We start from the raw sequence: 26,440 nt of genomic DNA on the forward strand, positions 1-26,440 counted from the left end.
AACGATCCCGATGATACGCAACGTGTATTAAATTCACGCAACGCATATCCCATTCGGAGACAACCATGCCCGCAGGCACCCCTGATCCCGGTGTCCCGAAGTGCCCCTTCCACGACGCGGCGCCGGCAGCACCGCCCGCGCCCGGCAACTGCCAGGTAAGCGCGCGCGCCGCCGCATTCGACCCGTTCGGGGACGGCTACCAGCAGGACCCGCCCGACTACCTGCGCTGGGCCCGCGAGCAGGAGCCGGTGTTCTACAGCCCCGGGCTCGGCTATTGGGTGGTCACGCGCTACGCCGACATCAAGGCGATCTTTCGCGACAACCTCACGTTCAGCCCGTCGATCGCGCTCGAGAAAATCACGCCGACCGGCCCCGAAGCGAACGCGGTGCTGGCGTCGTACGGCTACGCGATGAGCCGCACGCTCGTGAACGAAGACGAGCCCGCGCACATGCCGCGCCGGCGCGCGTTGATGGACCCGTTCACGCCCGATGCGCTCGAGCACCACGAGCCGATGGTGCGCCGGCTCGCGCGCGAGTACGTGGACCGCTTCATCGACGACGGCCGCGCGGACCTCGTCGACCAGATGCTGTGGGAAGTCCCGCTGACGGTGGCGCTGCATTTTCTCGGCGTGCCGGAAGAGGACATGGACACGCTGCGCGCGTATTCGATCGCGCATACGGTGAACACCTGGGGCCGCCCGAAGCCGGACGAGCAGGTTGCGGTCGCGCACGCGGTCGGCAAGTTCTGGCAGTACGCGGGCAAGGTGCTCGACAGGATGCGCGCGGACCCGTCCGGCCCGGGCTGGATGCAGTACGGCATCCGCAAGCAGCAGGAACTGCCCGACGTCGTCACCGATTCCTATCTGCATTCGATGATGATGGCCGGCATCGTCGCCGCACACGAGACGACGGCCAACGCGACCGCCAACGCGATGAAGCTGCTGCTGCAGCACCGCGAGGCGTGGCGCGACATCTGCGAGGACCCGAGCCTCATTCCGAACGCGGTCGAGGAGTGCCTGCGTCACAACGGCTCGGTCGCCGCGTGGCGCAGGCTCGCGACGAAGGACGTCACGATCGGCGGCGTCGACATCCCGGCGGGCGCGAAGCTGCTGATCGTGACGTCGTCGGCGAATCATGACGAGCGCCAGTTCGCGGATGCCGATCTGTTCGACATCCGCCGCGAGAACGCCGGCGACCAGCTCACGTTCGGCTACGGCGCGCATCAGTGCATGGGCAAGAACCTGGCGCGCATGGAGATGCAGGTCTTCCTCGACGAGTTCACGCGCCGGCTGCCGCACATGCGGCTGGCCGAGCAGCGCTTCACGTATGTGCCGAACACGTCGTTTCGCGGGCCGGAGCATCTCATCGTCGAATGGGACCCGGCGCAAAACCCCGAGCGCCGCGATGCGTCGGTGCTGGAGCCGCGCGCGGTGGTGCGGATCGGCGAGCCGTCGTCGCATGCGGTGAGCCGCGCGGTGACGGTCGAGCGCGTGTCGGCGTGCGCGGAGCGGATCGTGCGGATCAGGCTCGTCTGCGCCGACGGCAAGCCGTTGCCGCGCTGGGCGCCGGGGGCGCACATCGACGTGCTCTGCGGCGACACGGGGCTGTCGCGCCAGTATTCGCTGTGCGGCGATCCGGCCGATCGCGGTGCATTCGAGATCGCGGTGCTGCGAGAGCCGGAGAGCCGCGGCGGATCGGCGTGGATTCATGCGAGCGTCAATGCAGGCGAGGTGCTGAAGATTCGCGGCCCGCGCAATCACTTCCGCTTCGCCGGCGACGTGTGCAGGGCGATCTTCGTCGCGGGCGGCATCGGCATCACGCCGATCAGCGCGATGGCGCGCGAGGCAAAGGCCCGCGGCATCGACTACGCGATTCACTACAGCGGGCCGCGCCGCGCATCGATGGCGATGCTCGACGAGCTGGCCGCGCTGCATGGCGAGCGTCTTCATCTGCACGTATCGGAAGAAGGCACGCGGAACGATTTCGCGTCGCTGTTCGCGCAGCCCGACGCGCACACGCACATTTATGCGTGCGGCCCGGCGCGGATGCTCGACGCGCTGGAGGCGTGCTGCGCGCACTGGCCGGAAGACGCGCTGCGCGTCGAGCATTTCACGGCGACGAAGCCAGCCTTCGATCCGTCGAAGGAACAGCCGTTCGAGATCGAACTGAAGGACTCCGGACTGGTGATTCCGGTTGCCGCCGGTCAGACGGTGCTCGCGGCGCTGCAGCAGGCGAACATCGACGTGCAGAGCGATTGCCGGGAAGGCCTGTGCGGCTCGTGCGAGGTGCGGGTGCTGGCGGGCAGGGTCGACCATCGCGACAGGGTGCTCACGCGCGCGGAACGCGACGCGCACGACCGCATGATGACCTGCTGTTCGCGCGCGTGCGGCGGCGAACGGCTGGTGCTCGAACTGTAGGCGCGCAGGCCGGCTCGCGACCGTCGGTGCACGACGCGGGTCGCCGGCCTGCTGATGATGGCGGCTCAGGGCCGGAGCAAGGCCGCCGACTGGAAGAACGCTTGCGCGCGCGGATCGCCGGCATACGCGACGTTGATGCGAATCCACGGGCATTTTTCGGCATTCGGCCGGAAGTACCTGCCGGGCGCGATCGTCACGCCGCGCGGCGCGCCGTATTCGGCGAGGCGCGTGGAATCGTCGATATGGGGCAAGCGCGCCCAGATGAACGTACCGCCGACCGGCTTTTCGAACAGCTCCCAACCGCAGCTCTCCAGCATCTGCACGGTCGCGCCGATCGCGTACTGGATGCGCAGGCGCAGTTTCTCGAGATACTTCCGATAGGTGCCGCGCTCGAGCATCGCCGCGGCGACCGCTTCGATGAAACGCGAGCCGCCCAGGCTCGTCAGCATCTTGATGTCGGCCAGGTCCTTGATCACCGACGGGGGAGCAAGCACGTAGCCGACCCTGAGCGACGACGAGAGGGTCTTGGACAGCCCGCCGACATAGATCACGTGCTCGAGCTGGTCGAGCGTCGCGAGCCGGTCGGTCGGCGTCGCCTGGAAGTCGGCGTAAATGTCGTCTTCGATGAGCGTGACGCCGTGTTCACGCGCGAGTTGCAGCAGGCGGAACGCGACCTGCGGTGCGACGGTCGTGCCCGTCGGGTTGTGGAACACGGTGTTGACGAAGAAGAGCTTGGGGCGATGCTGCTTCAACTGCGCTTCCAGCACGTCGAGGTCAGGGCCGATGCGCGTGCGCGGGATGCCGACCAGCTTGACGCCGTGCAGCTTGAGCAAGCCGAACAGGCTGTAATAGCCGGGGTCCTCGACGAACATCGTGTCGCCCGGCTTGAGCATGTAGCGCATCAGCAGATCAAGCGCCTGGCTCGCGCCCTGGGTCAGCAGAATCTGGGACGGTTGCGCCTCGATGCCCAACTGGGCGATGCGGTGCAGGAGATGCGCGCGCAGCCCCGGATAACCGTGCTGAGACGCATAGTCGGCGAGATTGGCGCCCTCCGTGCGCGATACGTGACGGATGGCTCGTCCGAGGCCTTCCTTGTCTCGCCAGATCTCCGGGATGAAGCCGCTGCCCAGTTTCAGCGATTCGCTCGGATGGTTGAGCTGTTCGAGAATGTGCTCGGATTCGTGTTCCGCACGACGTGGATCGGCCAGGCCCAGTGCGGCCGCGACGTGCTGATGGTGATGGCTTGCCACGTAAAACCCGGAGCCGTGCCGGGATTCGACGTGCCCCAGTGCAACCAGGCGGTCGTAGGCTTCGATCACGGGGTAACGGCTGACCCCCTGGTCGGCGGCGAACCGCCGAATCGACGGCAGTTTCACGCCGGCGCCGACTGCATGATTTTGTAACCAATGAACGACACCGTTGACGATCTGGTCGGTAAGCGGAAGGTTGCTGCCGCGGTCAAGAACGAGTTCGAGCTTCATCAAATACTCCTGAGCGGCCGCACGGGCCAGGTCGTCTGGGCAAGTGTTTCTTTTTTTCGCTGAACAGTTCAGACAAAACTATCACGAACTGTGCATGTTCGCACGAACATCGCATGGCAATAATCGTTCCGACAATAAAGCGCGGAGATAAATACACCCCGGTGCAGCGGATTTATGAATCGATCCGGTATTGGGGGGGCTTTGAGTCTTACGCGCACGAGGCGCCATTTTTTCATATGTGATGGTCGTTGTCGTTTCTGAAAATAAAAATTCCAACTTCTGCGTGATAACTCGAGATTTTCATGGGGCCGTGCGATAGGGGCCCCGCTCGCGTCGCGAGCGGGGCATCTGTCTTGTGTGTTCGAGTCTGTTATCCAAATCCGACTGTTTCGTCTCGCAATGGCGAGGAGAGAATATGCTTAGCGTGCAGAATAAAGAGCAATATTCGCGTAATCTCGAGGAATATAATAAAGACGGGTTTACCGTTTTCAGAAACGTCATCGATCCCGAGCTGATTGCCGAGGCGAGAGATCACTTGCTTTGGCTCCGCGAAAAATTTCCCGAATTTCGCCCGGAGCATCTTCATCATCCCCTGATGCGCGACGATGCGTTCTGGGTTCGGCTGGTGACCGACAGTCGCCTGCTGGACATTGCCGAGCTTTTCCTGGGGCCCGACCTTGCCTGCTTTACGGCCCACTACATTTGCAAGCCGCCGCGGGACGGTCAGGCGGTTCTCTGGCATCAGGACGGCGCCTACTGGAAACTGTCTCCGATGGAGGCAACCTCCTTGTGGCTTGCCGTCGACGAGAGCACCGCCGAGAACGGCTGCCTGCGGGTCGTTCCGGGCACCCACAAGCTCCCGCTGCAGAAATTGATACTGCGCGACGACACGCCGAATCTGCTGATGTCGTCGATGGAGGATCGGCACGTCGATATCAGCAGCGCCGTGAACATCGAATTGCAGCCCGGCGATGTGTCCGTGCACCATCCGAATGTCATTCATGGTTCCGATCCGAACCGATCGTCCAAGCGTCGATGCGGGCTCGATATCGCCTTCATCGGTACGTCCACGGCGATCGAGAGTGAAGGGCTTTATCTGAACCCCATCCTGGTTCGAGGCGCGGCCGTGCCGGGCATCAACCAGTATCGAGCGTGGCCGTCGTTCGATGCCGACAAGTCAATGCAGTTCGCGGGCTGCGAGTCGTGGACGCACAAGAGTCAGGAGGTCAACGCCCGGCATCCTGAATTCGTACCGTCGCGGCACGACGACGAACCGGTGCAGGAAATCGTGCGGCGGATGCTGGCCCGGCTGAAAAGCGGAACGACGAAGGAATTGCGCTCCGAAGCGTAGTCCTTCGCGCGCAGCGTGGATTTCTCGTGCGACATGCGCGACGGGCAGTGCTTTCTCGTCACGTTTCTGGACCGCATCAAAACAAGGATAAGGGACACCGATGTCTGCTGTTTCCGATCTCACGCCACAAATGCAGGGTTATGTCGGTGAGTTCATGGACCCGGACAACCTTGGCTGGTTGCCTTACGTCATGTATTTTCATCCGGCCAATTTCAAGACCGACATCGTATCGACCGACGGATCGGGGTTTCGCTATACCGAGGCTCGAAACAAACGGCATTCCGCGACCACCTTGGATCGGTCGGAGCCGGTGCGCTTGCTGGTCGGAAGCTCTACGGTATTCGGGACGGGAGCGACCGCCGATCGTCATACGCTGTCGTCGCGATTGACCGAGAACGATCCCCGGCCCGAGCCATGGGTCAACTTCGGCGGCCGTGCTTTCAACTCGATGCAGGAACTGTTTCAGTTTCTGCTTTACCGCCACCAGTTGCCTCCGATCAAGGAGGTGGTGATTTTCTCGGGACTCAACGATCTCGTGCTGTCGGGTTTGCCGTCGCATTTGCGCGGCGAACATGGCGGTTTTTTCTTCAGCCAGCAATTTTTTGATCGCCTGACGGGAAAGAAACCGTCGGGGCTGACGACGTGGTTCAAGAAAGAGGTCAAGGAGGCGAAGCCGGATGACATCCTCCCGGTTGATGCGCAGATCGCCTATACGGCGGACCTGATCCTTCGGCACGTGGACTCGTGGCGGATGCTGTGTGATGCGATTGGCGCGCGGCTGTCCTACGTGCTTCAGCCGCTGGCGAACTGGGTCCGCCCCCGCGGCTCGGTCGAGGAACAGGCCATTTTCGCGGAGCTCGATACCCAGGGCTCCTTCAGGGAGACCTACCGTGACGTCTGTTCCGTGACGACCCACCAGGCATTCCTGGAACGCTTGCAGCCCGGCATGACGGAAATGGGCGTCAACTTCGTGGATTTCACTTCGGTGCTGGCGAAAGCGGCTCGGCCTGACCAGTGGCTCTTTGTCGATCGCATTCACTTCACCGACGAGGGCTCCGACGTGGTCGCGAAACTTCTTCTTCGAGAACTGAACAACGGAGATCAATCATGAAAAGGGTGTGGAATTTCATTCTCGGGGCATTGGGGATCAAAAAGAAGAAGAACGGAAAACAGAAGGATGCGTCCATCTATCCGATGTTTTGATGGGGGGATGATCTTGTCGCAATACTGCAAACAGACGAATCGAGACGACGCACCATGATCCAGCCGAACCTTTGGTCAGATTCACCGTGCCCGGCATGACCGACCGGAATCCGTCCATGACGTGGACCGTGATCGCCACGGGTCTTGGCTTCGCGGTAGTGCAACTGGATGTGACGATCGTCAACGTGGCGCTGACCAGGCTGGGCGGCGCGCTGCACAGTCCGCTGGCCGGGTTGCAATGGGTCGTGGATGCCTACACGCTGGCGTTTGCGGTGCTGCTGTTGTCGGCGGGTACGCTGGCTGATCGTTTCGGGGCGCGGCGCGCGTATCTGATTGGCTTCGCGGTATTCGGTGTCGCGTCCGCGGCGTGCGGTGCGGCGACTTCCGTGACGCAATTGGTCGCTGCCCGCGCCGTGCAGGGTTTGGGCGCGGCGTTGCTGGTGCCGCCTTCGCTGGCCTTGCTCAATCATGCGTGCGCCCACGACCGGAAACTGCGTGCCCGGGCAATCGCATTGTGGACGGCTGCCGGCAGCGGATCGATCGCGGTCGGCCCGGTGATCGGCGGGGTGTTGCTCGAAAGCTTTGGATGGCGAAGCATTTTTCTCGCGAACCTTCCGCTGTGCGCGCTCGGCATCGGACTCACGTTGCGCTTGCCCGAAACGCTTCGAACCCGCCGTCCGCTGGATTTGCCCGGCCAGGTGCTGGCGGTCCTGGCGCTGACGAGCCTGTGCGGCGTCACGATCGAAGCGGGGGCGCTGGGCTGGGGGCATCCGCTGATACTCGGCGGCTTCGCGTTGGCAGTCGTCAGCGGTGCGGCCTTCGTCCTGGTCGAAGGGCGAATCATGCATCCGATGCTGCCGTTGAAATTTTTCCGGCTACCTCATTTCAGCCAGGCGGTGTTGCTCGGTGTCGCGGTGAACCTGACCTACTACGGCCTGGTGTTCGTGCTGAGCCTGTATCTGCAGCACGTGAAGCACTACAGCGCGCTGCAGGCTGGGCTGGCGTTCGTGCCGCTGACCGCTACGTCCGTGATCGCCAATCTGGTGAGCGGCTGGTTGAACAGCCGCTTCGGGGCGCGGCTTCCGATGCTGCTGGGCAGCGCGATCGGCGCGCTGGGTTACCTGCTTCTCGCGCGGCTGGACGAGAACAGCAGCTATATGTCGATGCTGGCGCCGTTCCTGCTGATTCCCGGCGGCGCGGCGTTGGTGGTGCCGGCGATGACCGCGACCATCCTGGCCAGCGTCGAGCCGACGTGGTCGGGCACCGCATCGGCCGTGCTCAATGCGGCGCGCCAGGCGGCCGGCGCGATTGGCGTGGCGGTATTCGGCGCGCTGGTCGCGGGCGGCGACGATCACATCGTGAGCGGCCTGCGCGATGCGGCCGGTGCGTCGGTCGTCATGCTCGTCTGCGCCGGGGTCATGGTGTGGCTGGGCATCCGGCCCGAAGACAGCGCGGACTTCTCCAGTCCGACCGGGAAGCGCGACAGAAAAATCATGTAGCGGTCGAACAGGGCATGCCGTGATCGACAACGATGGCCAACGGGATACGGGTGATGTGGCGTGACATTTACAGACTGACGCAGACGCCTGAACTGTTTCTGGAGTCCGGCAACGTGCGGCGCCTGATCGACGAAGCGGGATTCGCTTCGGTGGACATGATGCCCCCGACGGTCGCTGAAAGCGTCGACGGGCTTCGCGATTTTCTCGTCGAGAGCACGCGTCGCCACGAGGCGGAGCTTCGTTCGGCCGTCCATGCGACGGGGCATGGCGACAATGCCCGGCATGCCGCTCGGTGCCTGTTCGCGCACAGTGCGCCGGTCGCGTCTTCGCTCGGCCGATGGCTGCAGGGCCTGAGCTGTCCGTGCGATTTCGAAGACGACCTGCAGCTCAAGGCGCTCGCTTTGCTGGCCGATGACGCGGGCGCCGGTCAGGCGGAGATGTCCAGGACCGACGGCTTCCGCCGGATCGCGCGAAGCATCGACCTGGTGAGTGCGGCCGGGCAGCCCAGCGACATCGTGGCGGATCGCAGCCTGCGGGATGGCGTCTTTCGTTTGCCTGCGATCCTGTTTGCCCTGAGCCGGCGCAGCGAGATGTTCGTGCCCGAGATCGCGGGGCTGGACTATGCGCTTCGCACGGTCGGCCTGCTTCCTGTCTGGCGCGTGCTGGCCGAAACCATGCATGCGTCCGGGTGGGAGCGCCTTGATCTGGCCGTGCAGCAAACCGATGCGCTTCCGCGCGGCCATACGCCGGCTTCCCTGTCGCGTCACATCCTGGATCGCCACGACACCAGCCCGGAGCGTCATTCACGCATCCGCGACGGCATGGTCTGGGCAATCAACGCGCTCGCGGCCGATGCGGCCGATTTCGTGGCGGTCGTCAGGCTTGCCGCCGACCCGGCGCGGGCGATGGCGCGGCTGATTCAGGAGCGCGCGGGCGAGGCTGCCGTCTATCACCAGGACTTCGCGCTGGAGGGCAAGTCCCTGAAGCATTGGTTCGTCGAGGCGAAATGCGATCCACAGCCGCTGGTCGACGCGCTGGCGAGAAGCCGGCTGATCTGTCGAGGCGATCCTGACCGGAGCATGTTGCTCGGTTCGCTGCTGCGGCCGGACGGCCGCATGTTTCGGATTTTCCAGCCCGAGGATCTCGACGTGATCCGGCGGTGGATTCTGTCGTTGGCGGAGCCGGACGCCCCCGCCGAGCCGGCCGCGGCACGCGTGAGCGCGACGGCGTCGCCGCCGGAGCACCGGCGGCCGATCGAAGCCGGCGATCTCCAGCTCGGCGCGGTGCCCGAGAATATTCGCGATGCGTATCATCTGCTCCAGGGCCGTGCGCTTGCGCCCCGCACACGCCGCTTTGCGCTCGATTACGCGCGATTCTGGCTGTCCGTCGCGCGGCGCTCGATCGGTGCATCGGCGCGATCGTTGCCGGAAAAATGGCAACAAGGCTTGCTGAGAAGCTGGTTGCTCGATGCGCACGCGTTGCACGACGAGGCGTTTCAACGCACCGAGGAGCAATCGATGCCCAGTCGCGAGACGCTGATCGACCAGACGCTGCAGCTCGCGCCGCTGACGCTGATCGACGGCGCCTGGCTTCAGGGCTTCAGCGAAGTGGCGTATGCGTCGAGCCGGGTCGGTGCGCCGCTTTTCCGGATCTATTGGGACGAGCTCGGCAACGGCGACCGGTCGATCAACCATCCGAGGATCTACCGGGATCTCCTGGTCTCGATGGGCGTCGAGCTCGCGCCCACGGGTTCGCGGGAGTTTGCGCACGATCCGCGGCTGCGATGCGAGTCGCTGAGGCTGCCGGTCTTCTGGTTGTGCCTGGGGAAATTGCCCGCCACGCTTCGGCCCGAGATTCTCGGCCTCAACCTGGCGATGGAGCTGTCCGGTGTCGGAGGAAGCTATCGATCCGCCCGCAAGGTTCTGAAGCATCACGGGTTTTCGACGCAGTTCGTCGACCTGCACAACACGATCGACAACGTTTCGACCGGCCACTCGGCATGGGCAGCCGATGCCATCGACGCGCACATGGCCGTTGCCGCTCAGTTCGTCGATCAGGATGACGAATGGGATCGCATCCGGGCCGGATACGCGGCCCTTGCACCCGTCACGAAGCGCAGTAATGAACTCGATTTCTTCAAACAGCAGAAGCGTTCATGGCGCGCAAGGACAGCGCGGGAGCCGTCACATGCCTAAAGCCCATCTGGGATTGTCTGCGTTCTATCACGACAGCGCCGCGGCACTGGTCGTGGATGGTATTCCCGTCGCCGCTGCGCAGGAGGAGCGCTTCACGCGCAAGCGTCACGATTCCGCGTTTCCGGGGAACGCCGTACGTTATTGCCTGAGCGAGGCGGGGATGCAACTGTCCGACCTTGCATCGGTGACCTATTACGAAGAGTCGAACGTCAAGTTTCGACGCATGCTGTCGTCCTTCGGCAGTGCCGGTCCAGGCGGCTTTCCGGCGTTTTCCCGGGCCCTGCCTCAATGGCTCCAATGGAAGCGCAACGTGCTGCGCACCGTGGATCAGGAACTCGATCAGCTGGGAATGGGCCGCGGCCCTCGCGCGACCGCCATTCCTCATCATCGCTCGCACGCGGCCTCGGCGTTTTTTGCGTCGCCATTCGAGAATGCGGCCGTCCTCTGCATCGATGGCGTCGGCGAGTGGCATACCACGAGCATCTGGCGCGGTGCGAACGACCGGCTGGACCTGGTCGCTTCGATTTCCTATCCGCATTCGCTCGGGTTGCTGTACTCCGCCTTTACGGAGTTCTGCGGCTTCAAGGTCGATTCCGGAGAATACAAGCTGATGGGGCTGGCGCCCTATGGGGAGCCGCGTTACGTGGACCGTATTCTCGACCATGTCGTGAGCCTGAAGGCGGATGGCTCGTTCTCGTTGAATCTCGATTGTTTCGAGTTTCTGCGCGGGCACCGCATGACCGGGCTGGCGTTCGAGCGGCTGTTCGACGGTCCCGCCCGTGCGCCGGAGGCGCCGCTCACTCAACGGGAATGCGACATCGCGGCGTCGATACAGGCCGTTACCGATCGTGCGGTGCTGGGCCTGGTGCGCGAAGCCAGGAACCTCACCGGCGCGCCCCATCTCTGCCTGGCGGGCGGGGTAGCGTTGAACTGCGTGGCCAACGGTGAAATCGATCGGTCGGGCCTGTTTGAACGCTTGTGGGTGCAGCCGGCCGCGGGCGATGCGGGGTGCGCATTGGGCGCGGCGCTGGATACCGCCATCAAGCAGGATGGTCGGCCGCCCGTATCGGCCAATGACGCGATGAGCGGCGCTTACCTCGGACCGCAATTTTCCGATGACGAGATCGTCGACTTTCTGAAGTCCGAAGGGCATCGGTACGAGCGGCTCGACGAAGGCGAACTGCTCGATACCGTTGCCGCCGCGCTCGAAGAGGGGAAGGTCGTCGGGTGGTTTCAGGGGCGCATGGAATTCGGCCCGCGCGCGCTTGGCGCGCGCTCCATTCTGGGCGATCCGCGCAATTCCGGGATGCAGCGCACGATGAACCTGAAGATCAAGTTCAGGGAATCGTTTCGCCCGTTCGCGCCGTCTGTTCTCGAGGAGGATTCCCATACCTGTTTCGAGCTCGAGAACGAGAGTCCGTACATGCTGGTGGTCGCGCCCGTGTCGGCGGCGATTCGCGAGCGCGACACGCCCCGGCGCTCGCTCGGTTGCATCAATGACGTCAGGTCCGATCTTCCCGCCATCACCCATGTCGACTTCTCCGCGCGCGTGCAAACCGTGACGGACGCCCGCAACGGCCGCTATGCCCGGCTGTTGAAGACCTTCAAGGCCAGGACCGGCTGCCCGGTGCTGGTGAACACGTCGTTCAATGTGCGCGGCGAGCCGATCGTGTGTACGCCGCAGGAGGCCTTCCGCTGTTTCATGCGAACCGAGATCGACCTTCTGGTGCTCGGGTCATGTGTTCTATTCAAATCGGAGCAGGCGGCGCTGGTCGAAACATCCGACTGGCGCGCCGAGATACCGCTCGACTGAACGATCGGGACGACACAGATATGCTCAGAGTGATGACGTTTCTTCTCTATTCGCTTGTCTTCATTCCTGTTTGGGCTTGGCGGAGACTGACCGGCGGTTCGCGTTTCGGCCGCCGGTTCCATGCCCGGAATTCCACGTGGGATGTGCAGGCGTCTTCCCGAACCCGATAGGCGTCCGTATAAAAAACAGGATGTCGAATCAATTGTCGATCGTTGACTCGGATCGGTAGGGAACGGTCCGGGAATCCGGTCGCATCCAATCCGGCGGAGTCGCGATGCGACGAGGCCGGCGATAGCCCATGTGGGTGTCCGTAGAAAAAACGAGGGTAGACGATATGCGCGGAAGTTGCGGAAAAAGTAACGCGGGTCGCCATTTGATGCGGGCCGCACTGCTATGGACGGGGATCGTCACCGGCCTGGCAGGGTATGGCGCTTCGGCGCGTGCCGGCACCGACGACGATGCGCAGCAAATCGAGCAATGCAGCCGGCTTCAGCAGGCGCATATCAAGGACACGCGAGTCGAACTTGCGCAGATCGTGCCGGCCCAGAGCCGTTTCGAGAATGTCGACGGCACCGTCGCGGTGACCAGTGCGCCGGTTTGCCGCGTCGTGGCGACGGTCAGCACGGCGCCCAAGCGCAAGCTTGGCATCGAGGTCTGGTTGCCGCTGGACTGGAACGATCGTCTGCTCGGTACCGGCAAGAGCGGGTTCGGCGGTTTCATCGACTACAGCGAACTGACGTCGGCCGCCACGCGCGGGTTCGCCGCGGTCAATGGCGATACCGGCTACAAAGGGAGCGGCTCGGGCGAACCCGGCAAACTCCTTGACTGGGCGGCAGACCCGGAAGCGCTGCGCGACTGGGCCCATCTGTCGGTCCATCCGATGACCGTTGCCGCGAAGGAAATCATTCAGGCGTACTACGGCCGGAGCGCGAAGTATTCGTACTTCAGCGGCTGCGGCGGCGTCGAGGCGATGCGGGAGGTTGAAGATTTCCCGGATGATTATGACGGCGTGGATGCCAGATCGCCCGGCGTGTACTACAGCCAGTTGATGCAGAGCTTTCTTTGGGGCGCGATGCTTCCCGCGCGGCAGCCCGACGCGCTGTTGACGACGGACGCGCTCGCGTTGCTCAATCGCGCGGTGTTGCAGCACTGCGGCGGCGCGCATGCGCTCGCGGACGGATTTCTCGACGATCCGGCGCAATGCCGCTTCGATCCCGCCGAGCTGCAATGCAAGGGCGGCGACAGCCAGGCGAATTGCCTGAGCGCCGCGCAGGTGCAGCAGGCGAAGCGCTTGTATTCGCCGGTCCATAACGCGCTGACGGGCGAGCTGATTTACCCGGGTTTCGCGCGAGGCAGCGAGCGGGGGTGGGCCGCCATCCAGCATCAGCTTGCCGCCTATTATGCGCAGCCGCTGCTCGCCAGTTCGGTCTTTGGCGATGCGCGCTGGGATTGGACCACATTCGATTTCGGTGCGGACGCCACGCGCGTCGATCGGCACCTTTCGCCGATCGTCAATGCCACCAATCCGGACATTTCACGTTTCGCGGCGCGCGGCGGCAAGCTGATCATGACTCAGGGATGGGCGGATGCGATCAATGCGCCGACCCGGCCGATCGAGTATTTCAACAAGGTCGCCGAAAGGGCGGGCGGCGTGGAGGGCGCGCGGCGATCGTTTCGATTGCTCATGGTGCCGGGCATGGGGCATTGCGGTCACGGACCGGGGCCGACGACGTTGGGCGGATCATCGCCGCCCACGGAATACAGCCCCGATCGCGACGTCGTCAGCGCGTTGCAGGATTGGGTCGAGCGCGGCAAGGCGCCGGATCGTTTCATCTCGACAAAGTACGCGAACGACAATCCGAACGACGGCGTGAAGTTCGAGCGCGCGGTGTGTGCCTATCCGCTGCAGGCGCGCTACAAGGGCTCGGGCAGCCGTCAGCTCGCCAGCAGTTTCAGTTGCGTCGAAGCCGATGCCGAATCGGCGGGCGTGGCCAACCGCTGAGTGCGTTCGCTCGATGGAGAACACCAGAGCGAAGAGGCGCCGCGGCGCGCGGCCGGCAGGCGTGGCGGATGCCGGGGTGACCGCCTCCTCGATCTGCATCGAAGCTCGTGACGGCGTATTGGTCAAATGGATCGTGAACGCAAATGCGGACAATACGGGGCGCCTGAACCATCTGATGATAAAGTGCACCGGCACGCGCAGCCGTCGTGTCCCACATGAACCAGCGTGTCTACGCCCATCCGCGCGATGCGAACGGCCGGCGTCTGGCGCCCGTTCGTTCGAACGGACTCGTGAATCGGCGGCGCCTTGAAACCGCTCCGTTCCGCCGTCAGCCGGGTGCACAATGACAAAGCTCGCTTTTTTGCTGCTCTTGCTGGCATCCGCCACCGCATTCGCCGAGCAGACGCCGGCCGATGAGATTTCGGCACGCAGCGGGTTGCCGGCGAGCGAGGTCAGCGCGCTGCTTGCCGACTGCGACTCGAACCAGACGAGCATGAATTTCTGCGCTTGGCGCGATCAGATCGTCGCCGAGCGCGAACTGCAGCAGGTGGTCGATCAGCAGGTCAGCGAGCACCCGGAGCGCAAGGCCGCGCTCGAGGCGAAGATCGCGAAATGGAAGAAGGCGCGCGACGCGTCCTGCGAGAAGTCGTCCCGCAGGGAGTGGGGCGACGGCTCGATGCGGCCGGCGGCGCAGGCGATCTGCGCGACGGCGTCGACGAAGAAGATGACCAAGCGGCTCTCTTCGCCGGATCGCAAGGCTATCGACTAACCCGGAACCTCACGGAATGAAAAAACCCGCGAAGCCTTGAGCTGTCGCGGGTTTTTGCATGTTTCCGGAACTTGCCGGAATCGTATCTGGTGCTCAGGGCGGGACTCGAACCCGCACGCCTCTCGGCGCTACCCCCTCAAGATAGTGCGTCTACCAATTCCGCCACCTGAGCAAGAGGGGACGGATTGTAACGGGTAAATGATCTTTTGTGAATACTTTGTGTCGGGAAGCTGACTGAGCGCCAACGGCGGTTGCGTCGTGGCGCGGAAAGTCATTCCGGCTCCTCGAGCGATCGCGCCGGCGGGGAATCGATCGACAGCCACGGCTGCCACGCGGGATACCACGCATGCTGCCAGCGCTGCATGAAGTCGGCCCACAGCGCAAACGACGGTGCGAGCGGAAACAGGCCCGTCTGCAGCAGCCATTGCGCCGCGGCGTCGAACGACGGCGTCGCGGTGATGTGGATGGTCATGGCTTCCGCGTTCCGTTCCGGGAATTCGTGCCGCGTGATCTCGACGTCGACGGACGGCAGGTGAGCAGTCAGTTTCGTTTGGCCCATGTCCAGCCTCGGGTTGATGCGACGGCCAGCGCTTCCGTCGGTGGCAGATCGACGTTCATCGCGCGATCAGCTCTTTCTCGACGTCTTCGGAACGAATGTCGTAGGCACATGCTGAATCTGTTCGCTTCCACAATCGGGGCAGCGCGGATGAGCCGTTTGATGGTCGGCGAGATGCTCGACGCTCTCGAACGTTTTGCCGCACTTTTCGCAACGATATTGGTACGTCGGCATGGCAATCCTCCGGTAGCGGAACGGCGTGCAACCACTAGTATGGTTCGTAGAAATGCCAACTCGATATTGCAATGAACCCGCATGGATTCGAGTGCGGGGCTCGACCGGGAGGACCACGCATGGAACCTGACGACCTTGGGCTCGAAACCCGGCTGGTGCGCGTGCGCGGCGTGGTGCAGGGGATCGGCTACCGCGAAGCGTGCGTGCGGCATGCGACGGGGATCGGCGTGACCGGCTGGGTGAGGAATCGCATGGACGGATCGGTGGAGGCGATGCTGCAAGGCTCGCCGAAGCAGCTCGACGAGATGTGCGCATGGATGAGCGAGGGGATGCCCGCCGCGCTCGTCGACGGAATCGACGTAACCGAGGTGAGACCGCCGGTTGCGCGCCTCGAAGGCTTCGACCGGCTGCCTACGCTGTGAGGGGACGAATCCCCCGCCTACTGAACCGCCGTCACCGGAATATTCGAAATCCGCACGAGCCGGTCGAGCACGCTGCGGCGGAACACCGACATCAGCGCATGCAACGGATCGTGCCGCGGCGCGACGACCACGATTTCATCGCAGCCGTGCTCGGCGGCCACGGCCGCGATCGTATCGGCCACCGGCCCGACCTTCATCACGACCCGATATGCGACGCCGGCATCCTTCAGGATCCGCTCGGCCTTCGCCAGCTCGCCTTCCGAGAAATGCTGTTCGATCTCGCGCAGCCGCGACAGCGGATGGTAGGCCTCGAGCCGCGTCGACTCGAGCGGCGCCTGAACGTTGATCAGTACGATTTCCGACGCGCACCGTTCGCGATACAGGAAGGTCGCGTGGCGAACCGCCTGAAGCGAGCGGGGAGAGTGGCCGACCGGAACCAGCAGCTTGAGCATGAGTGACGTCCGACGAATGAGATGCTTGCAGCGTAGCGCGCGGCCGGCCGGAGCGATCTAAAGAGAACGGGCGGCCGCGTAAAAATGTCGTTAACACGCCCGGCGACCGTGTTCTGCTAATTAGAAATATAAGAAATTTAAGTTTATGCGCATAAACGATTTCACCGGCCCCGGCGCCCGTGCCGCGGCGATTCAGTCGAAATCGCAATGAATCCGCACGGAAAATATCGGAACTCGCCGGCGCGGCGTTGCGTAGAGTAGAGCGTCGGCGGCGGCGCGACGCATCCGGCCCCGCGCGGGCTTCGCGCGGCGGCCGTCCGCGCCGCCCGCCATCCGTGTCCGTTTTCCAGGAGACTCCGCATGCCGCACGGCGCCCCGCAGCTTCTCGCTCCCGCTTCCATCCCCGTCGACCCGATCGTGCGCCTGTCGGCGGGCGAACTCGCGTCGGCGATCCGCGGCAAGGCCGTGTCGTGCGTCGAGACGATGCGCGCGTATCTCGATCACGTCGAGCGCGTGAACGGCGCGGTCAACGCGATCGTCGCGCTGCGCGATCGCGACACGCTGCTCGCCGAAGCCGCGGAAAAGGATGCCGCACTGGCGCGCGGCGAGTACCACGGCTGGATGCACGGGATGCCGCAGGCGCCGAAGGACCTGGCGATGACGAAGGGGCTGCGGACGACCTACGGCTCGCCGATCTTCCGCGAAAACGTGCCGCAGGCCGATTCCGTGGGCGTCGCGCGGATGCGTGCGGCCGGCGCGATCTTCATCGGCAAGACCAACACGCCAGAATTCGGGCTCGGCTCGCACACGTTCAACGAAATCTACGGCGCGACGCGCAATCCGTACGACCTGACGAAGAGCGCGGGCGGCAGCAGCGGCGGCACGGCGGCGGCGCTCGCGTCGCGGATGCTGCCGGTGGCGGACGGCAGCGATTTCGGCGGCTCGCTGCGCAATCCGGCCGCGTTCTGCAACATCTACGGCTTCCGTCCGTCGCAGGGCCGCGTGCCGCGCTGGCCGGGCGTCGACGTGTTCGTGCAGCAGCTCGGCATCGAGGGGCCGATGGGCCGAACGGTCGGCGACGTCGCGCAGCTGCTCGCGATCCAGGCCGGCTACGACCGCAACGATCCGCTGTCGCTCGCGGAGGATCCGGCCGTGTTCGCGCAGCCGCTCGACGCCGACCTGCGCGGCAAACGCATCGCGTGGGTCGGCGACTGGAACGGTTATCTCGCGACCGAGGCCGGCGTGCTTGCGCTGTGCGAACAGGGGCTGGCGACGCTGCGCGAGATCGGCTGCGACGTCGATGCGGCACTGCCGGCGTTCGCGCCCGACCGGATCTGGCGCCTTTGGCTTGCGCACCGGCACTGGTTGTCCGGCGGCGGGCTGCTGGCGCACTATCGCGACCCGGCGCGGCGCGCGCTGCTGAAGCCGGAGGCGATCTACGAGGTCGAGGGCTTGCTCGCGCTGCCGGCGCAGGTGATCTTCGAGGCGAGCGTCGAGCGCACCGCGTGGCATCAGGCCGTGCTGAGCTTCTTCGACCGCTACGACTTCATCGCGGCGCCGACCGCGCAGGTGTTCCCGTTCGACGTCGACCAGCGCTGGCCGACGGAGATCGCGGGCCGTGCGATGGACACCTACCACCGCTGGATGGAAACGGTCGTGCCGTGGACGCTGGCCGGCTGCCCGGTGATCAGCGTGCCGGTCGGCTTCAACGACGCGGGGCTGCCGATGGGAATGCAACTGATCGGGCGTCCCCGTGCCGATCTCGCCGTGTTGCAACTCGCGCGCGGCTACGAGCAGGCGGCCGACTGGGTCGGCCGGCGGCAGCCGGGCTGGATGGCCGCGTAGGCGGCGATCGGGCGCAAGGGCAGGCCCCGCCGCCGACCGGCCGGATATTGCTGCGCAAAAGGAACGAATGCCGCAGCAGCCGTGATGTCGCGCAGCGGATGCGCGCGAATGCGCACGCTCGTCACCGGCGATTTCGTTTCGATGTGTTTCAGTCGTTGCAGCGGCGCGCGGCGCGCTTCGACAATATCGGCCTCGATCATTCCGGCACGGGAGAACAGGACATGAACAGGATTCGCGCGACGGGCAAGCGTCTGGCGTGGGCAGGCGCCGTTTGCGGCGCGCTGCTGAGCGGCGCCGCGTACGCGCAGCTCGACCTGCAGTCGCTCGGCGCGTCGCTGCTCGGCGGCGGGCAGCAGCAGGCGGCGCCCGCGCAGGGCGCGCTCGGGCAACTGCTGCAGGCGTACGTCGGCGCGAACCGGCAGGTGCTGACCGGCCAGTCTTCGCTCGCGTCGGCGATGGGCCTGACCGGCGCGGCCGGGCAGGCACAGCAGGCGGCGAGCCAGCTGGCCGGCGGCGATGCGCTGACGCCGGCCGCGCTGTCGCAGATGGGCGGCGCGCAGCAATCGGTGTCGCAGGCGCTCGGCCAGGCGTTCGCGAGCGGTGGCGCGACGCACGGGCCGATCGACAAGCAGGCGTTCAGCAACGGCCTCGCGTCGCTCGGCCAGGGGCTCACGCAGTATTCGCAGCTGCAGTCGGGGCTCGGCAATCTCGGCTCGACGAGCGCGGCGTCGCTGTTGCAGTCGGGCCTGAATCCGCAGAACATGCAGGCTGCGTCGTATATCGCGCAAAGTGCGCCGGGCCAGCTGCAGTCGCTCGCGGCGACGCTCAGCCAGGCCGTGCAGTTCGCGACGAGCCAGGGCATTTCGGTACCGTCGGTCGCGTCGTCCGCGCTGAAGCTGCTGCCGTAACGCCGTCGCCCGCCCGGGTGCAGGGTCGTCGCTTACGATGACCTTGCGCTGCATGGGGATTTCAGCCGGTGCTATCGTGTGGCGTCCTCGCTCACGGTGCCGGCTCATGACTGACTCGTTCGACCTCTCGCGCTATTTCTCCCGCATCGGCTACGACGGCCCGGTCGAGCCGACGCTCGACGTGCTGCGCCGGCTGCACCTGCTGCACCCGCAGGCGATTCCGTTCGAAAACCTCAATCCGCTGACCGGCGCGCGCGTCGCGCTCGACCTGCCTGCGATCGTCGACAAGGTGCTCGGGCATCGCCGCGGCGGCTACTGCTTCGAACTCAACAAGCTGTTCTACACCGCGCTCACGACGATCGGCTTTCGCGTGACGCCGATGATCGCGCGCGTGCGCTGGATGCAGCCGCCGGAAGTCGCCACCGCGCATACGCACATGCTGCTGCGCATCGATCTCGACGATACCGCTTGGTTCGCGGACGTCGGCTTCGGCAGCGCCACGCTGACCGCGCCGCTCCGGTTCGTGCCGGACGAGCGGCAATTGACGCCGCACGGCGCGTTCCGCGTCGTCGCCGCGCCGGTCGACGGGGAATTCGACATGCAGATCGAGACGCCCGATGGCTGGCAGACGACCTACCGTTTCCAGCCGAAGCGGGTCGAGTGGATCGATTACGACGCAGCGAACTGGTTCACGTCGACGTATCCCGAATCGATCTTCCTGCACAACCTGATCGCGTGCCGCGTGCTGCCCGAAGGGCGCGTGTCGATGCTCAACGCGGTGTTCACGCAGCGCGACGCGACCGGGGCGGTGACGGCGACCGCTACCTTCGACGATGCGGCCGCATGGGGGGCGTGCCTGCGCGACACGATCGGTATCGATACGACGGGATTCGATCTCGATGCGCTGTTCGCGCACGCGGCGGCGCGCAGCGCGGCGTCGCCGGGCGCGCGCGGTCCGGTGACGAACGGGCGGGCTGTCGAGCGCTGATTCAATCCCGCATCAGCGATAGACCGGGAAGCGCCGGGTCAGCTCGGCGACCTGCGCGCGCACGCGTTCGATCGTCGCTGCATCTTCCGGGTTGTCCAGCACGTCGGCGATCAGGTTGCCGACCAGCTCCGCTTCGGCCGTGCCGAAGCCGCGCGTCGTCATCGCCGGCGAGCCGAGACGGATGCCGCTCGTCACGAACGGCTTTTCCGGATCGTTCGGGATCGCGTTCTTGTTGACCGTGATGTGCGCCGCGCCCAGCGCCGCTTCCGCTGCCTTGCCCGTGATGTGCTTCGCGCGCAGATCCACCAGCATCACGTGGCTTTCCGTGCGACCCGACACGATCCGCAAGCCGCGCTTGACCAGCGTTTCAGCCAGCACGCGTGCGTTCTCGACGACCTTCTGCTGATATTCCTTGAACTCCGGCGACAGTGCTTCCTTGAACGCCACCGCCTTGCCCGCGATCACGTGCATCAGCGGGCCACCCTGGATGCCCGGGAAGATCGCCGAGTTGATCTGCTTCTCGTACTCGGCCTTCATCAGGATCACGCCGCCGCGCAGGCTCTTGTGGGTCGTGGTCGTGACGAAATCCGCGTGCGGCACCGGGTTCGGGTACACGCCTGCCGCGATCAGGCCGGCGTAGTGCGCCATGTCGACCATCAGGTACGCACCGACCGACTTCGCGATCTTCGCCAGACGCTCGAAATCGATCTTCAGCGAGAACGCCGACGCGCCCGCGACGATCAGCTTCGGCTTGTGTTCCTGCGCCAGCTTCTCCGCTGCTTCGTAGTCGATGTCTTCGCTTTCGTTCAGGCCGTAGCTGACGACGTTGAACCACTTGCCCGACATGTTCACGGGCGAGCCGTGCGTCAGGTGGCCGCCGTGCGCGAGGCTCATGCCCATGATCGTGTCGCCCGGCTTGAGCATCGCGAAGAACACGCCCTGGTTCGCCTGCGAGCCCGAGTTCGGCTGGACGTTCGCGGCTTCGGCGCCGAACAGTTCCTTCACGCGGTCTATCGCGAGCTGCTCGACGATGTCGACGTATTCGCAGCCGCCGTAGTAGCGCTTGCCCGGATACCCTTCGGCGTACTTGTTCGTGAGCTGCGAGCCCTGTGCGGCCATCACGGCCGGGCTCGTGTAGTTTTCCGACGCGATCAGCTCGATGTGATCTTCCTGGCGGCGGTTTTCCTGCTCGATCGCTGCAAAGACTTCGGGATCGATGTTTTCGACGGTACTGGCGGCTCGATTGAACATGTCGTTTTCCAATGACGAGTGAAGAGAGATCGCGAGACGCCATTATTTGAAAAGACCGGCGACGCTTCCGCTAGAACGATTGCGACAAATCAGTGGGACGTTGCGCGTCCGGCCGCATTGAAATGCGCGGCTTCCTCGGGACTTTCCCCTAAAGCGCGCCTTCCGGCCGATATCACCGCTCGCGTCGCAGGCGGCCGCGCGTCGGCGCGTCTTTCGCCGCAGCGCCGCGCCGGCATTGGCTTTGCGCGTCGGCCGCCATGACGGTTGATGCCGGGGCAATCGCCGCGCGCATCGCATGCATTACCAAAGGTATGGGAAAGGACGCAGAAAATGTAGCTGGATGCCGCAATTTGGCTTGATACGCTGCAATCAATGCATTAACCACCTGACGGAGACGAATATCAGCTCGAATATTCCAATCATCGAGCGATAGCCGGTGATTCGTGCGATCTTGCGGCCGGCATGGCCTGATTTCGACGCAAGCTTCCACGAAAACCTCCGATACCGCGGAAGCCGCGCGCTTCAATTTCCTGAACAGCCAGTTGGGATGACCGAATGACCCCGAATCTGACCTATGCGCCGGGCAACGTATTGCCGCAACGCGCAATCGACACGGACGCCGCGCCGTCGTCGGCCCGGCCCGTTGCCGTGTCCGGAACCGACATTCTGACGGTCCGGAACCTGTCGAAGATCTTCGGCCCGAAACCCGAGCGCGCGATCGAGCTGATGAAGCAGGGGCTCGGGCGCAACGAGATCTTTGCCGAGACCGGCAACATGGTCGCGGTCAACGACGTGAGCCTGAGCGTCAGGGCGGGCGAAATCTTCGTCATCATGGGGTTGTCGGGCTCGGGGAAATCGACGCTGGTTCGTCTGCTCAATCGGCTGATCGAACCGTCGTCCGGGCAGGTCATCCTCGAAGGCCGCGACATCGCGCCGATGTCGACGCCGGAGCTGCGCGACGTTCGCCGGCAGAAGATGGCGATGGTGTTCCAGTCGTTCGCACTGCTGCCGAACCGAACCGTGCTGGACAACATCGCGTACGGTCTCGAGGTGGCCGGCGTGAAGAGGGCGCAGCGCTACGACATCGCGCGCGCCGCGTTGACGCGGGTCGGCCTGGGGTCGTACGAGAAGCTGCTGCCGAGCGAGCTGTCCGGCGGCATGCAGCAGCGGGTGGGCCTGGCCCGCGCGCTGGCCGTGAACCCGTCGGTGCTGCTGATGGACGAAGCCTTTTCGGCGCTGGACCCGCTGATTCGCTTCGAGATGCAGAACGAACTGCTGCGCCTGCAAAAGGAAGAGCAGCGGACGATCGTCTTCATCTCCCACGACATCGAAGAGGCCGTCAAGATCGGCGGCCGGATCGGCATCATGAAAGACGGTTGCCTGATTCAGGTCGGCACGCCAGCCGAACTCATCCAGTCGCCCGCGGACGAGTACGTGCGGGACTTCTTCCGCAACGTCGACGTTTCGCGCTTCCTCAAGGCGTCGAGCCTGCTGACCAGGGTCGAGCGCGGGCTGATTTCGTGCGATGCCGGCGCGCCGTCCGAGCGCTATCTCAACCAGCTCATCGATAGCGGCGCGGAATGCGGCTACGTGTGCGACGAAGCCGGCCGGTATCTGGGCTGCGTCACGGCGGCGACGCTGCACAAATGCGGGAGCCGTCCGATCCGGGAGGCCTTCCTTCATAACGTCGACAGGGTGTCGATGGAAACGGACCTGCATGAGCTGGCGGCCATCGCGCTGAACCAGCAGCACGATGTGCCCGTCACCGATGCGGCCGACCGGTTCGCCGGCGTGGTGTCGTGCCGGGCAATACTCAAACAGATGATGGAACGGAGGGCGGCATGAACGCGTCGGTCATCGGGAAGTTCGCGGAGAGCGTCGTCAACTTCCTGTTTCAACATTTTCGCGGCGGGTTCGATGCGTTCTCGGCGGGGCTGGGCACGGTGGTGAAGCAGCTCGAAGACGGGCTCGCGGCGATTCCGTTCACCGCGATGGTCGTCATCCTGGTTGGGCTCGCATTGTGGCGTCGCGGCGTCGTGTTTTCGGTCTTCGTCGGTCTGGCGCTGCTCGTCATCCATTACATGGGATTGTGGACGCAGACCGTCTCCACGCTGGCGCTCGTCACGGCCGCGACGGTCTTCAGCCTGGTGATCGGCGTGCCGCTGGGCATCTGGGGCGCGCGGAACAACCGGGTCGGCGTGGTGCTGCGGTCGCTGCTCGACTTCATGCAGACGATGCCCGCGTTCGTCTACCTGATTCCGGCCGTCATTCTGTTCGGGCTGGGCCGGGTGCCGGCCGTGATTGCCACGATCGTGTTCGCGATGCCGCCCGTCGTGCGCCTGACGACGCTGGGGATCCGGCAGGTGCGCGAGGAACTGATGGAAGCCGGGCGCTCGTTCGGCAGCACCGATTGGCAACTGCTGTGGAAGATCCAGTTACCGAACGCGTTGCCGTCGATCATGGCGGGCGTGAACCAGACGATCATGATGGCGCTGTCGATGGTGGTGGTCGCATCGATGATCGGCGCCGGCGGCCTGGGCGAGTATGTGCTGAGCGGCATCCAGCGCCTCGATATCGGGATCGGGTTCGAAGGCGGCCTCGGCGTCGTGTTGCTCGCCATCGTGCTGGACCGTCTGACGGAGAGCTTCGGCGTGAAGGCGAAAAAGTCCAGGCTGGCCGCGCGGGCGAAGAAGTCGAGCGCAGGCGGCGCGGTGCGAACCTGATCGATCCTGCTGGTGAGGTCGCGAGCATTCTCGGTGAATCGGTTGATTACGAAGGAGTACTAGATGAAAAGCAATGCATTCCAGTCGCTTGTTGCGAAACTGATGGTGTCGGCGGTCGTTGCGTTCGGCGTCGGCAGCGGGCCGGCCGCGGCGGCCGAGCCGATCAAGGTGGCGGTGACGAATTGGGCGGATGTGCTGGCAGTCGCCAACGTGGCCAAGTACGTGCTGGAGACGAAGCTCAAGCAGCCCGTCCAGTTCGTGCAGGCCGATATCGGCATCCAGTATCAGGGCGTGGCGCGCGGCGACCTGGACATCATGGTGGGCGGCTGGCTGCCGGTGACCCACGCGACCTACTACGCGAAGTACAAGAGCGACATGGATGACGTCGGCGTCATCTATACGGGAGGCAAGAACGGCTGGGCGGTGCCGAAGTATGTTCCCGAATCCGAGCTTGCATCGATTTCCGACCTCGGCAAGCCGGAAGTCAAGAGCAAGCTGAATGGAACCGTGCAGGGCATCGAGCCGGGCGGCGGCCTGATGCAGGCGTCCGAAAAGACCATCAAGGCCTACAACCTGGACGGATACAACCTCCAGGCTTCGAGCGAGGCCGGCATGCTGGCAGGGGTGTCGCGCGCCTATCAGTCGAAGCAGTGGATCGTGGCGACGGTCTGGAGCCCGCACTGGCTGTTCCAGAAGTGGCAGATGCGCTACCTCAAGGACCCGAAGGGCGCACTCGGCGGTGAAGAGCAGGTACACGCGTTCGCGTCGAAACAGTTCGCCGGCAAGTTTCCGCGTGCCGACGTGTTCTTCAAGCACTTCAAGCTGACGCTCGCCGACGTCGAGGCGATCGAGTTCGAAGGAAACAGCACGAACGACTATGCAACCGCGGCGAAGAAGTTCGTCGATGCGCATCCGGACAAGGTGAACGCCTGGCTGCAGCAGTAACACGGCATCGGCAGTGTTGCAGGACATGCCCGACATGACGACCCGCCCGGCGGAGTGACCCCGTGAACGAGAACGCACGCTTTTTTTCCGAAACGCTGCAGAGCCGCGACCCCGTCATCGCATCGGAGATCGCACTGGAATTGCGTCGCCAGCAAACCCAGATCGAACTGATCGCGTCCGAAAACATCGCGTCGGCCGCGGTCATGGAAGCACAAGGCACCGTGCTGGCCAACAAGTACGCGGAGGGATATCCGTCGAGGCGCCATGACGGCGGCTGCGATCACGTCGACCGGATCGAGGCGCTTGCGATCGATCGCGCGCGGGCGCTGTTCGAAGCGGAATACGTGAATGTGCAGCCGCATTCGGGGGCGCAGGCGAACGGCGCCGTCATGTTCGCGCTGGTCAATCCAGGCGACACCGTGATGGAGATGTCCGTCGACGCGGGCGGGCATCCGACGCACGGCGAGCATGCGGCGCTTTCGGGGAAATGGTTCAACGCCGTGCAGTACGGCGTGAGCGAGGAGACGCGGCGCATCGATTACGACCAGGTGCGCCGGCTGGCCGGGCGGCATCGCCCGAAGCTCATCATCGCGGGCTGTTCCGCGTATCCGCGCGCGCTCGATTTTGCGGCGTTCCGCGACATCGCCGACAGCGTCGGTGCGCTGCTGATGGTCGACATGGCGCACATCGCGGGAATCGTCGCGGCCGGCAGGCATCCGAATCCGGTCGGGGTGGCGGACGTCGTGACGTCCACCACGCACAAGACGCTGCGCGGGCCTCGAGGCGGCTTCATTCTCACGAACCGCGGCGACATGGCGAAGAAAGTCGACGCGGCGGTGTTTCCCGGCCTGCAGGGCGGGCCGCTGATGCACGTGATCGCGGGCAAGGCCGTTGCCTTCGGCGAAGCGCTTCGCCCGGAATTCACCGCCTATATCGATCAGGTGCTGCGCAACGCGCAGACGCTCGCCAACGTGCTGAAGGACGGCGGGCTCAGCCTGGTGACGGGCGGCACCGACAACCACCTGCTGCAGGTCGATCTGCGCGCGACGCACGTCACCGGCACGCTGGCGGAAAAGGCGCTGGAGCGCGCGGGCATCACGTGCAGCAAGAACGGCAATCCGTTCGACACGGAAAACACGGCCGTCACGTCCGGCATCCGGCTCGGGACGCCGGCCGGCACGACGCGCGGGTTCGGCACCGCGCAGTTCGAGCAGATCGGCGAGATGATTCTCGAAGTCCTTTCGTCAGTCGAGCGCGAGCCGAACGGCGACGAGAAAGTCGAGCGGGCGGTGCGAAGCCGCGTGCGCGACCTGTGCGGCCAGTTTCCGATCCATGCGCACGGGGAGGCATATGCTTAAGTCAGAGTGCCGAGAAGATTTTTAGGTG

23 protein-coding genes, 1 tRNA gene and 1 pseudogene are annotated in these 26,440 nt (G+C 64.7%); 17 read left to right on the forward strand and 8 right to left on the reverse strand.

The features are described from left to right. The first annotated feature begins 65 nt into the window (after positions 1-65). Complete coding sequence (locus WT26_RS26120) at positions 66-2,417, forward strand: cytochrome P450/oxidoreductase (protein WP_069271135.1); 2,352 nt, start codon at positions 66-68, stop codon at positions 2,415-2,417. A gap of 65 nt (positions 2,418-2,482) precedes the next feature. Here the strand turns inward: WT26_RS26120 and WT26_RS26125 are convergent, their stop codons facing one another. Beyond that, positions 2,483-3,898, reverse strand: coding sequence for a PLP-dependent aminotransferase family protein (locus tag WT26_RS26125; RefSeq protein WP_059624951.1), 1,416 nt, complete (start codon positions 3,896-3,898; stop codon positions 2,483-2,485). A 415-nt stretch (positions 3,899-4,313) separates the two neighbouring features. Between WT26_RS26125 and WT26_RS26135 the strand changes: the two genes are divergently transcribed. The 8 genes and pseudogenes from WT26_RS26135 (at position 4,314) to WT26_RS26165 (ending at position 14,730) form a co-directional block, all read left to right on the forward strand. Next, a complete protein-coding gene (locus tag WT26_RS26135) occupies positions 4,314-5,249 on the forward strand; it encodes a phytanoyl-CoA dioxygenase family protein (protein WP_059533092.1) in 936 nt (311 codons plus the stop codon). A gap of 100 nt (positions 5,250-5,349) precedes the next feature. Beyond that, on the forward strand, positions 5,350-6,360 hold the full coding sequence (locus tag WT26_RS26140) for a hypothetical protein (RefSeq protein WP_045565141.1): 1,011 nt from the start codon (positions 5,350-5,352) through the stop codon (positions 6,358-6,360). A 208-nt stretch (positions 6,361-6,568) separates the two neighbouring features. Beyond that, a complete protein-coding gene (locus WT26_RS26145; protein ID WP_080424596.1) occupies positions 6,569-7,951 on the forward strand; it encodes an MFS transporter in 1,383 nt (460 codons plus the stop codon). Positions 7,952-8,004: 53 nt separating this feature from the next. Next, positions 8,005-10,146 carry an iron-containing redox enzyme family protein gene (locus WT26_RS26150; RefSeq protein WP_069271137.1) on the forward strand — a complete coding sequence of 714 codons (2,142 nt, stop codon included), beginning with the start codon at positions 8,005-8,007 and terminating at the stop codon, positions 10,144-10,146. Beyond that, positions 10,139-11,959: a carbamoyltransferase gene (locus tag WT26_RS26155; protein ID WP_069271138.1), complete on the forward strand. Its 1,821-nt coding sequence runs from the start codon at positions 10,139-10,141 to the stop codon at positions 11,957-11,959. The genes WT26_RS26150 and WT26_RS26155 overlap by 8 nt, the downstream gene beginning before the upstream one ends. Positions 11,960-12,335: 376 nt before the next feature. Then, a complete protein-coding gene (locus WT26_RS26160; RefSeq protein ID WP_230461742.1) occupies positions 12,336-13,961 on the forward strand; it encodes a tannase/feruloyl esterase family alpha/beta hydrolase in 1,626 nt (541 codons plus the stop codon). Between the two features lie 197 nt (positions 13,962-14,158). After that, a pseudogene (locus tag WT26_RS38950) lies at positions 14,159-14,308 on the forward strand (lysozyme); the annotation flags it as partial. Further along, positions 14,305-14,730: a lysozyme inhibitor LprI family protein gene (locus tag WT26_RS26165; protein ID WP_069274256.1), complete on the forward strand. Its 426-nt coding sequence runs from the start codon at positions 14,305-14,307 to the stop codon at positions 14,728-14,730. The pseudogene WT26_RS38950 and the gene WT26_RS26165, both read left to right, overlap by 4 nt. An 87-nt stretch (positions 14,731-14,817) precedes the next feature. Here WT26_RS26165 and WT26_RS26170 read toward each other — a convergent pair. The 3 genes from WT26_RS26170 to WT26_RS36470 form a co-directional block, all read right to left on the reverse strand. Next, a tRNA-Leu gene (locus tag WT26_RS26170) sits at positions 14,818-14,902 on the reverse strand. Between the two features lie 99 nt (positions 14,903-15,001). Next, a complete protein-coding gene (locus WT26_RS26175) occupies positions 15,002-15,289 on the reverse strand; it encodes a hypothetical protein (protein ID WP_059590513.1) in 288 nt (95 codons plus the stop codon). Between the two features lie 66 nt (positions 15,290-15,355). After that, positions 15,356-15,520, reverse strand: a complete 165-nt coding sequence (locus WT26_RS36470) for an FmdB family zinc ribbon protein (protein WP_042588151.1) — start codon at positions 15,518-15,520, stop codon at positions 15,356-15,358. A gap of 119 nt (positions 15,521-15,639) precedes the next feature. Between WT26_RS36470 and WT26_RS26180 the strand changes: the two genes are divergently transcribed. After that, positions 15,640-15,942 (forward strand): acylphosphatase, encoded by a 303-nt coding sequence (locus tag WT26_RS26180; protein WP_010089635.1) that lies wholly within the window; start codon positions 15,640-15,642, stop codon positions 15,940-15,942. A gap of 17 nt (positions 15,943-15,959) precedes the next feature. Here the strand turns inward: WT26_RS26180 and WT26_RS26185 are convergent, their stop codons facing one another. After that, entirely contained in the window at positions 15,960-16,394 is a 435-nt protein-coding gene (locus tag WT26_RS26185) for a universal stress protein (protein WP_069274257.1), read from the reverse strand. Positions 16,395-16,754: 360 nt separating this feature from the next. Here WT26_RS26185 and WT26_RS26190 point away from each other — a divergent pair, with 360 nt between their 5' ends. Beyond that, positions 16,755-18,239: an amidase gene (locus WT26_RS26190; RefSeq protein ID WP_069274258.1), complete on the forward strand. Its 1,485-nt coding sequence runs from the start codon at positions 16,755-16,757 to the stop codon at positions 18,237-18,239. Here the strand turns inward: WT26_RS26190 and WT26_RS26195 are convergent. Next, positions 18,182-18,439: a hypothetical protein gene (locus tag WT26_RS26195; RefSeq protein ID WP_069274259.1), complete on the reverse strand. Its 258-nt coding sequence runs from the start codon at positions 18,437-18,439 to the stop codon at positions 18,182-18,184. The two genes, WT26_RS26190 and WT26_RS26195, sit on opposite strands and share 58 nt — an antisense overlap. Before the next feature lie 21 nt (positions 18,440-18,460). On the opposite strand from WT26_RS26195, the gene WT26_RS26200 reads away from it, so the two are divergent. Together WT26_RS26200 and WT26_RS26205 are read left to right on the forward strand one after the other, a co-directional pair. Next, on the forward strand, positions 18,461-19,147 hold the full coding sequence (locus WT26_RS26200; protein ID WP_069274260.1) for a hypothetical protein: 687 nt from the start codon (positions 18,461-18,463) through the stop codon (positions 19,145-19,147). Positions 19,148-19,253: 106 nt separating this feature from the next. After that, the gene (locus WT26_RS26205; protein WP_069274261.1) at positions 19,254-20,135 is read left to right on the forward strand and encodes an arylamine N-acetyltransferase family protein; all 882 of its coding nucleotides are present in this window, start codon (positions 19,254-19,256) and stop codon (positions 20,133-20,135) included. 12 nt (positions 20,136-20,147) lie between these two features. Here WT26_RS26205 and glyA (WT26_RS26210) read toward each other — a convergent pair whose 3' ends face one another. Beyond that, positions 20,148-21,386 (reverse strand): serine hydroxymethyltransferase, encoded by a 1,239-nt coding sequence (gene glyA, locus WT26_RS26210; RefSeq protein WP_069275146.1) that lies wholly within the window; start codon positions 21,384-21,386, stop codon positions 20,148-20,150. Between the two features lie 172 nt (positions 21,387-21,558). Continuing rightward, the gene (locus WT26_RS37620) at positions 21,559-21,876 is read right to left on the reverse strand and encodes a hypothetical protein (protein ID WP_155123215.1); all 318 of its coding nucleotides are present in this window, start codon (positions 21,874-21,876) and stop codon (positions 21,559-21,561) included. Between the two features lie 65 nt (positions 21,877-21,941). Between WT26_RS37620 and WT26_RS26215 the strand changes: the two genes are divergently transcribed. From WT26_RS26215 to glyA (WT26_RS26230), 4 genes are all read left to right on the forward strand, one after another. Then, entirely contained in the window at positions 21,942-23,231 is a 1,290-nt protein-coding gene (locus tag WT26_RS26215; RefSeq protein ID WP_069271144.1) for a quaternary amine ABC transporter ATP-binding protein, read from the forward strand. Beyond that, positions 23,228-24,109 (forward strand): ABC transporter permease, encoded by an 882-nt coding sequence (locus tag WT26_RS26220; protein ID WP_069271145.1) that lies wholly within the window; start codon positions 23,228-23,230, stop codon positions 24,107-24,109. The genes WT26_RS26215 and WT26_RS26220 overlap by 4 nt, the downstream gene beginning before the upstream one ends. A gap of 63 nt (positions 24,110-24,172) precedes the next feature. Next, positions 24,173-25,054, forward strand: coding sequence for a glycine betaine ABC transporter substrate-binding protein (locus WT26_RS26225; RefSeq protein ID WP_060146698.1), 882 nt, complete (start codon positions 24,173-24,175; stop codon positions 25,052-25,054). A 62-nt stretch (positions 25,055-25,116) separates the two neighbouring features. Then, entirely contained in the window at positions 25,117-26,412 is a 1,296-nt protein-coding gene (gene glyA / locus WT26_RS26230; protein WP_069271146.1) for a serine hydroxymethyltransferase, read from the forward strand. The last annotated feature ends 28 nt before the right edge of the window (positions 26,413-26,440 follow it).

It is taken from the genome of Burkholderia cepacia, assembly GCF_001718835.1.
GTDB classification, from domain to species: Bacteria; Pseudomonadota; Gammaproteobacteria; order Burkholderiales; family Burkholderiaceae; genus Burkholderia; species Burkholderia cepacia_F.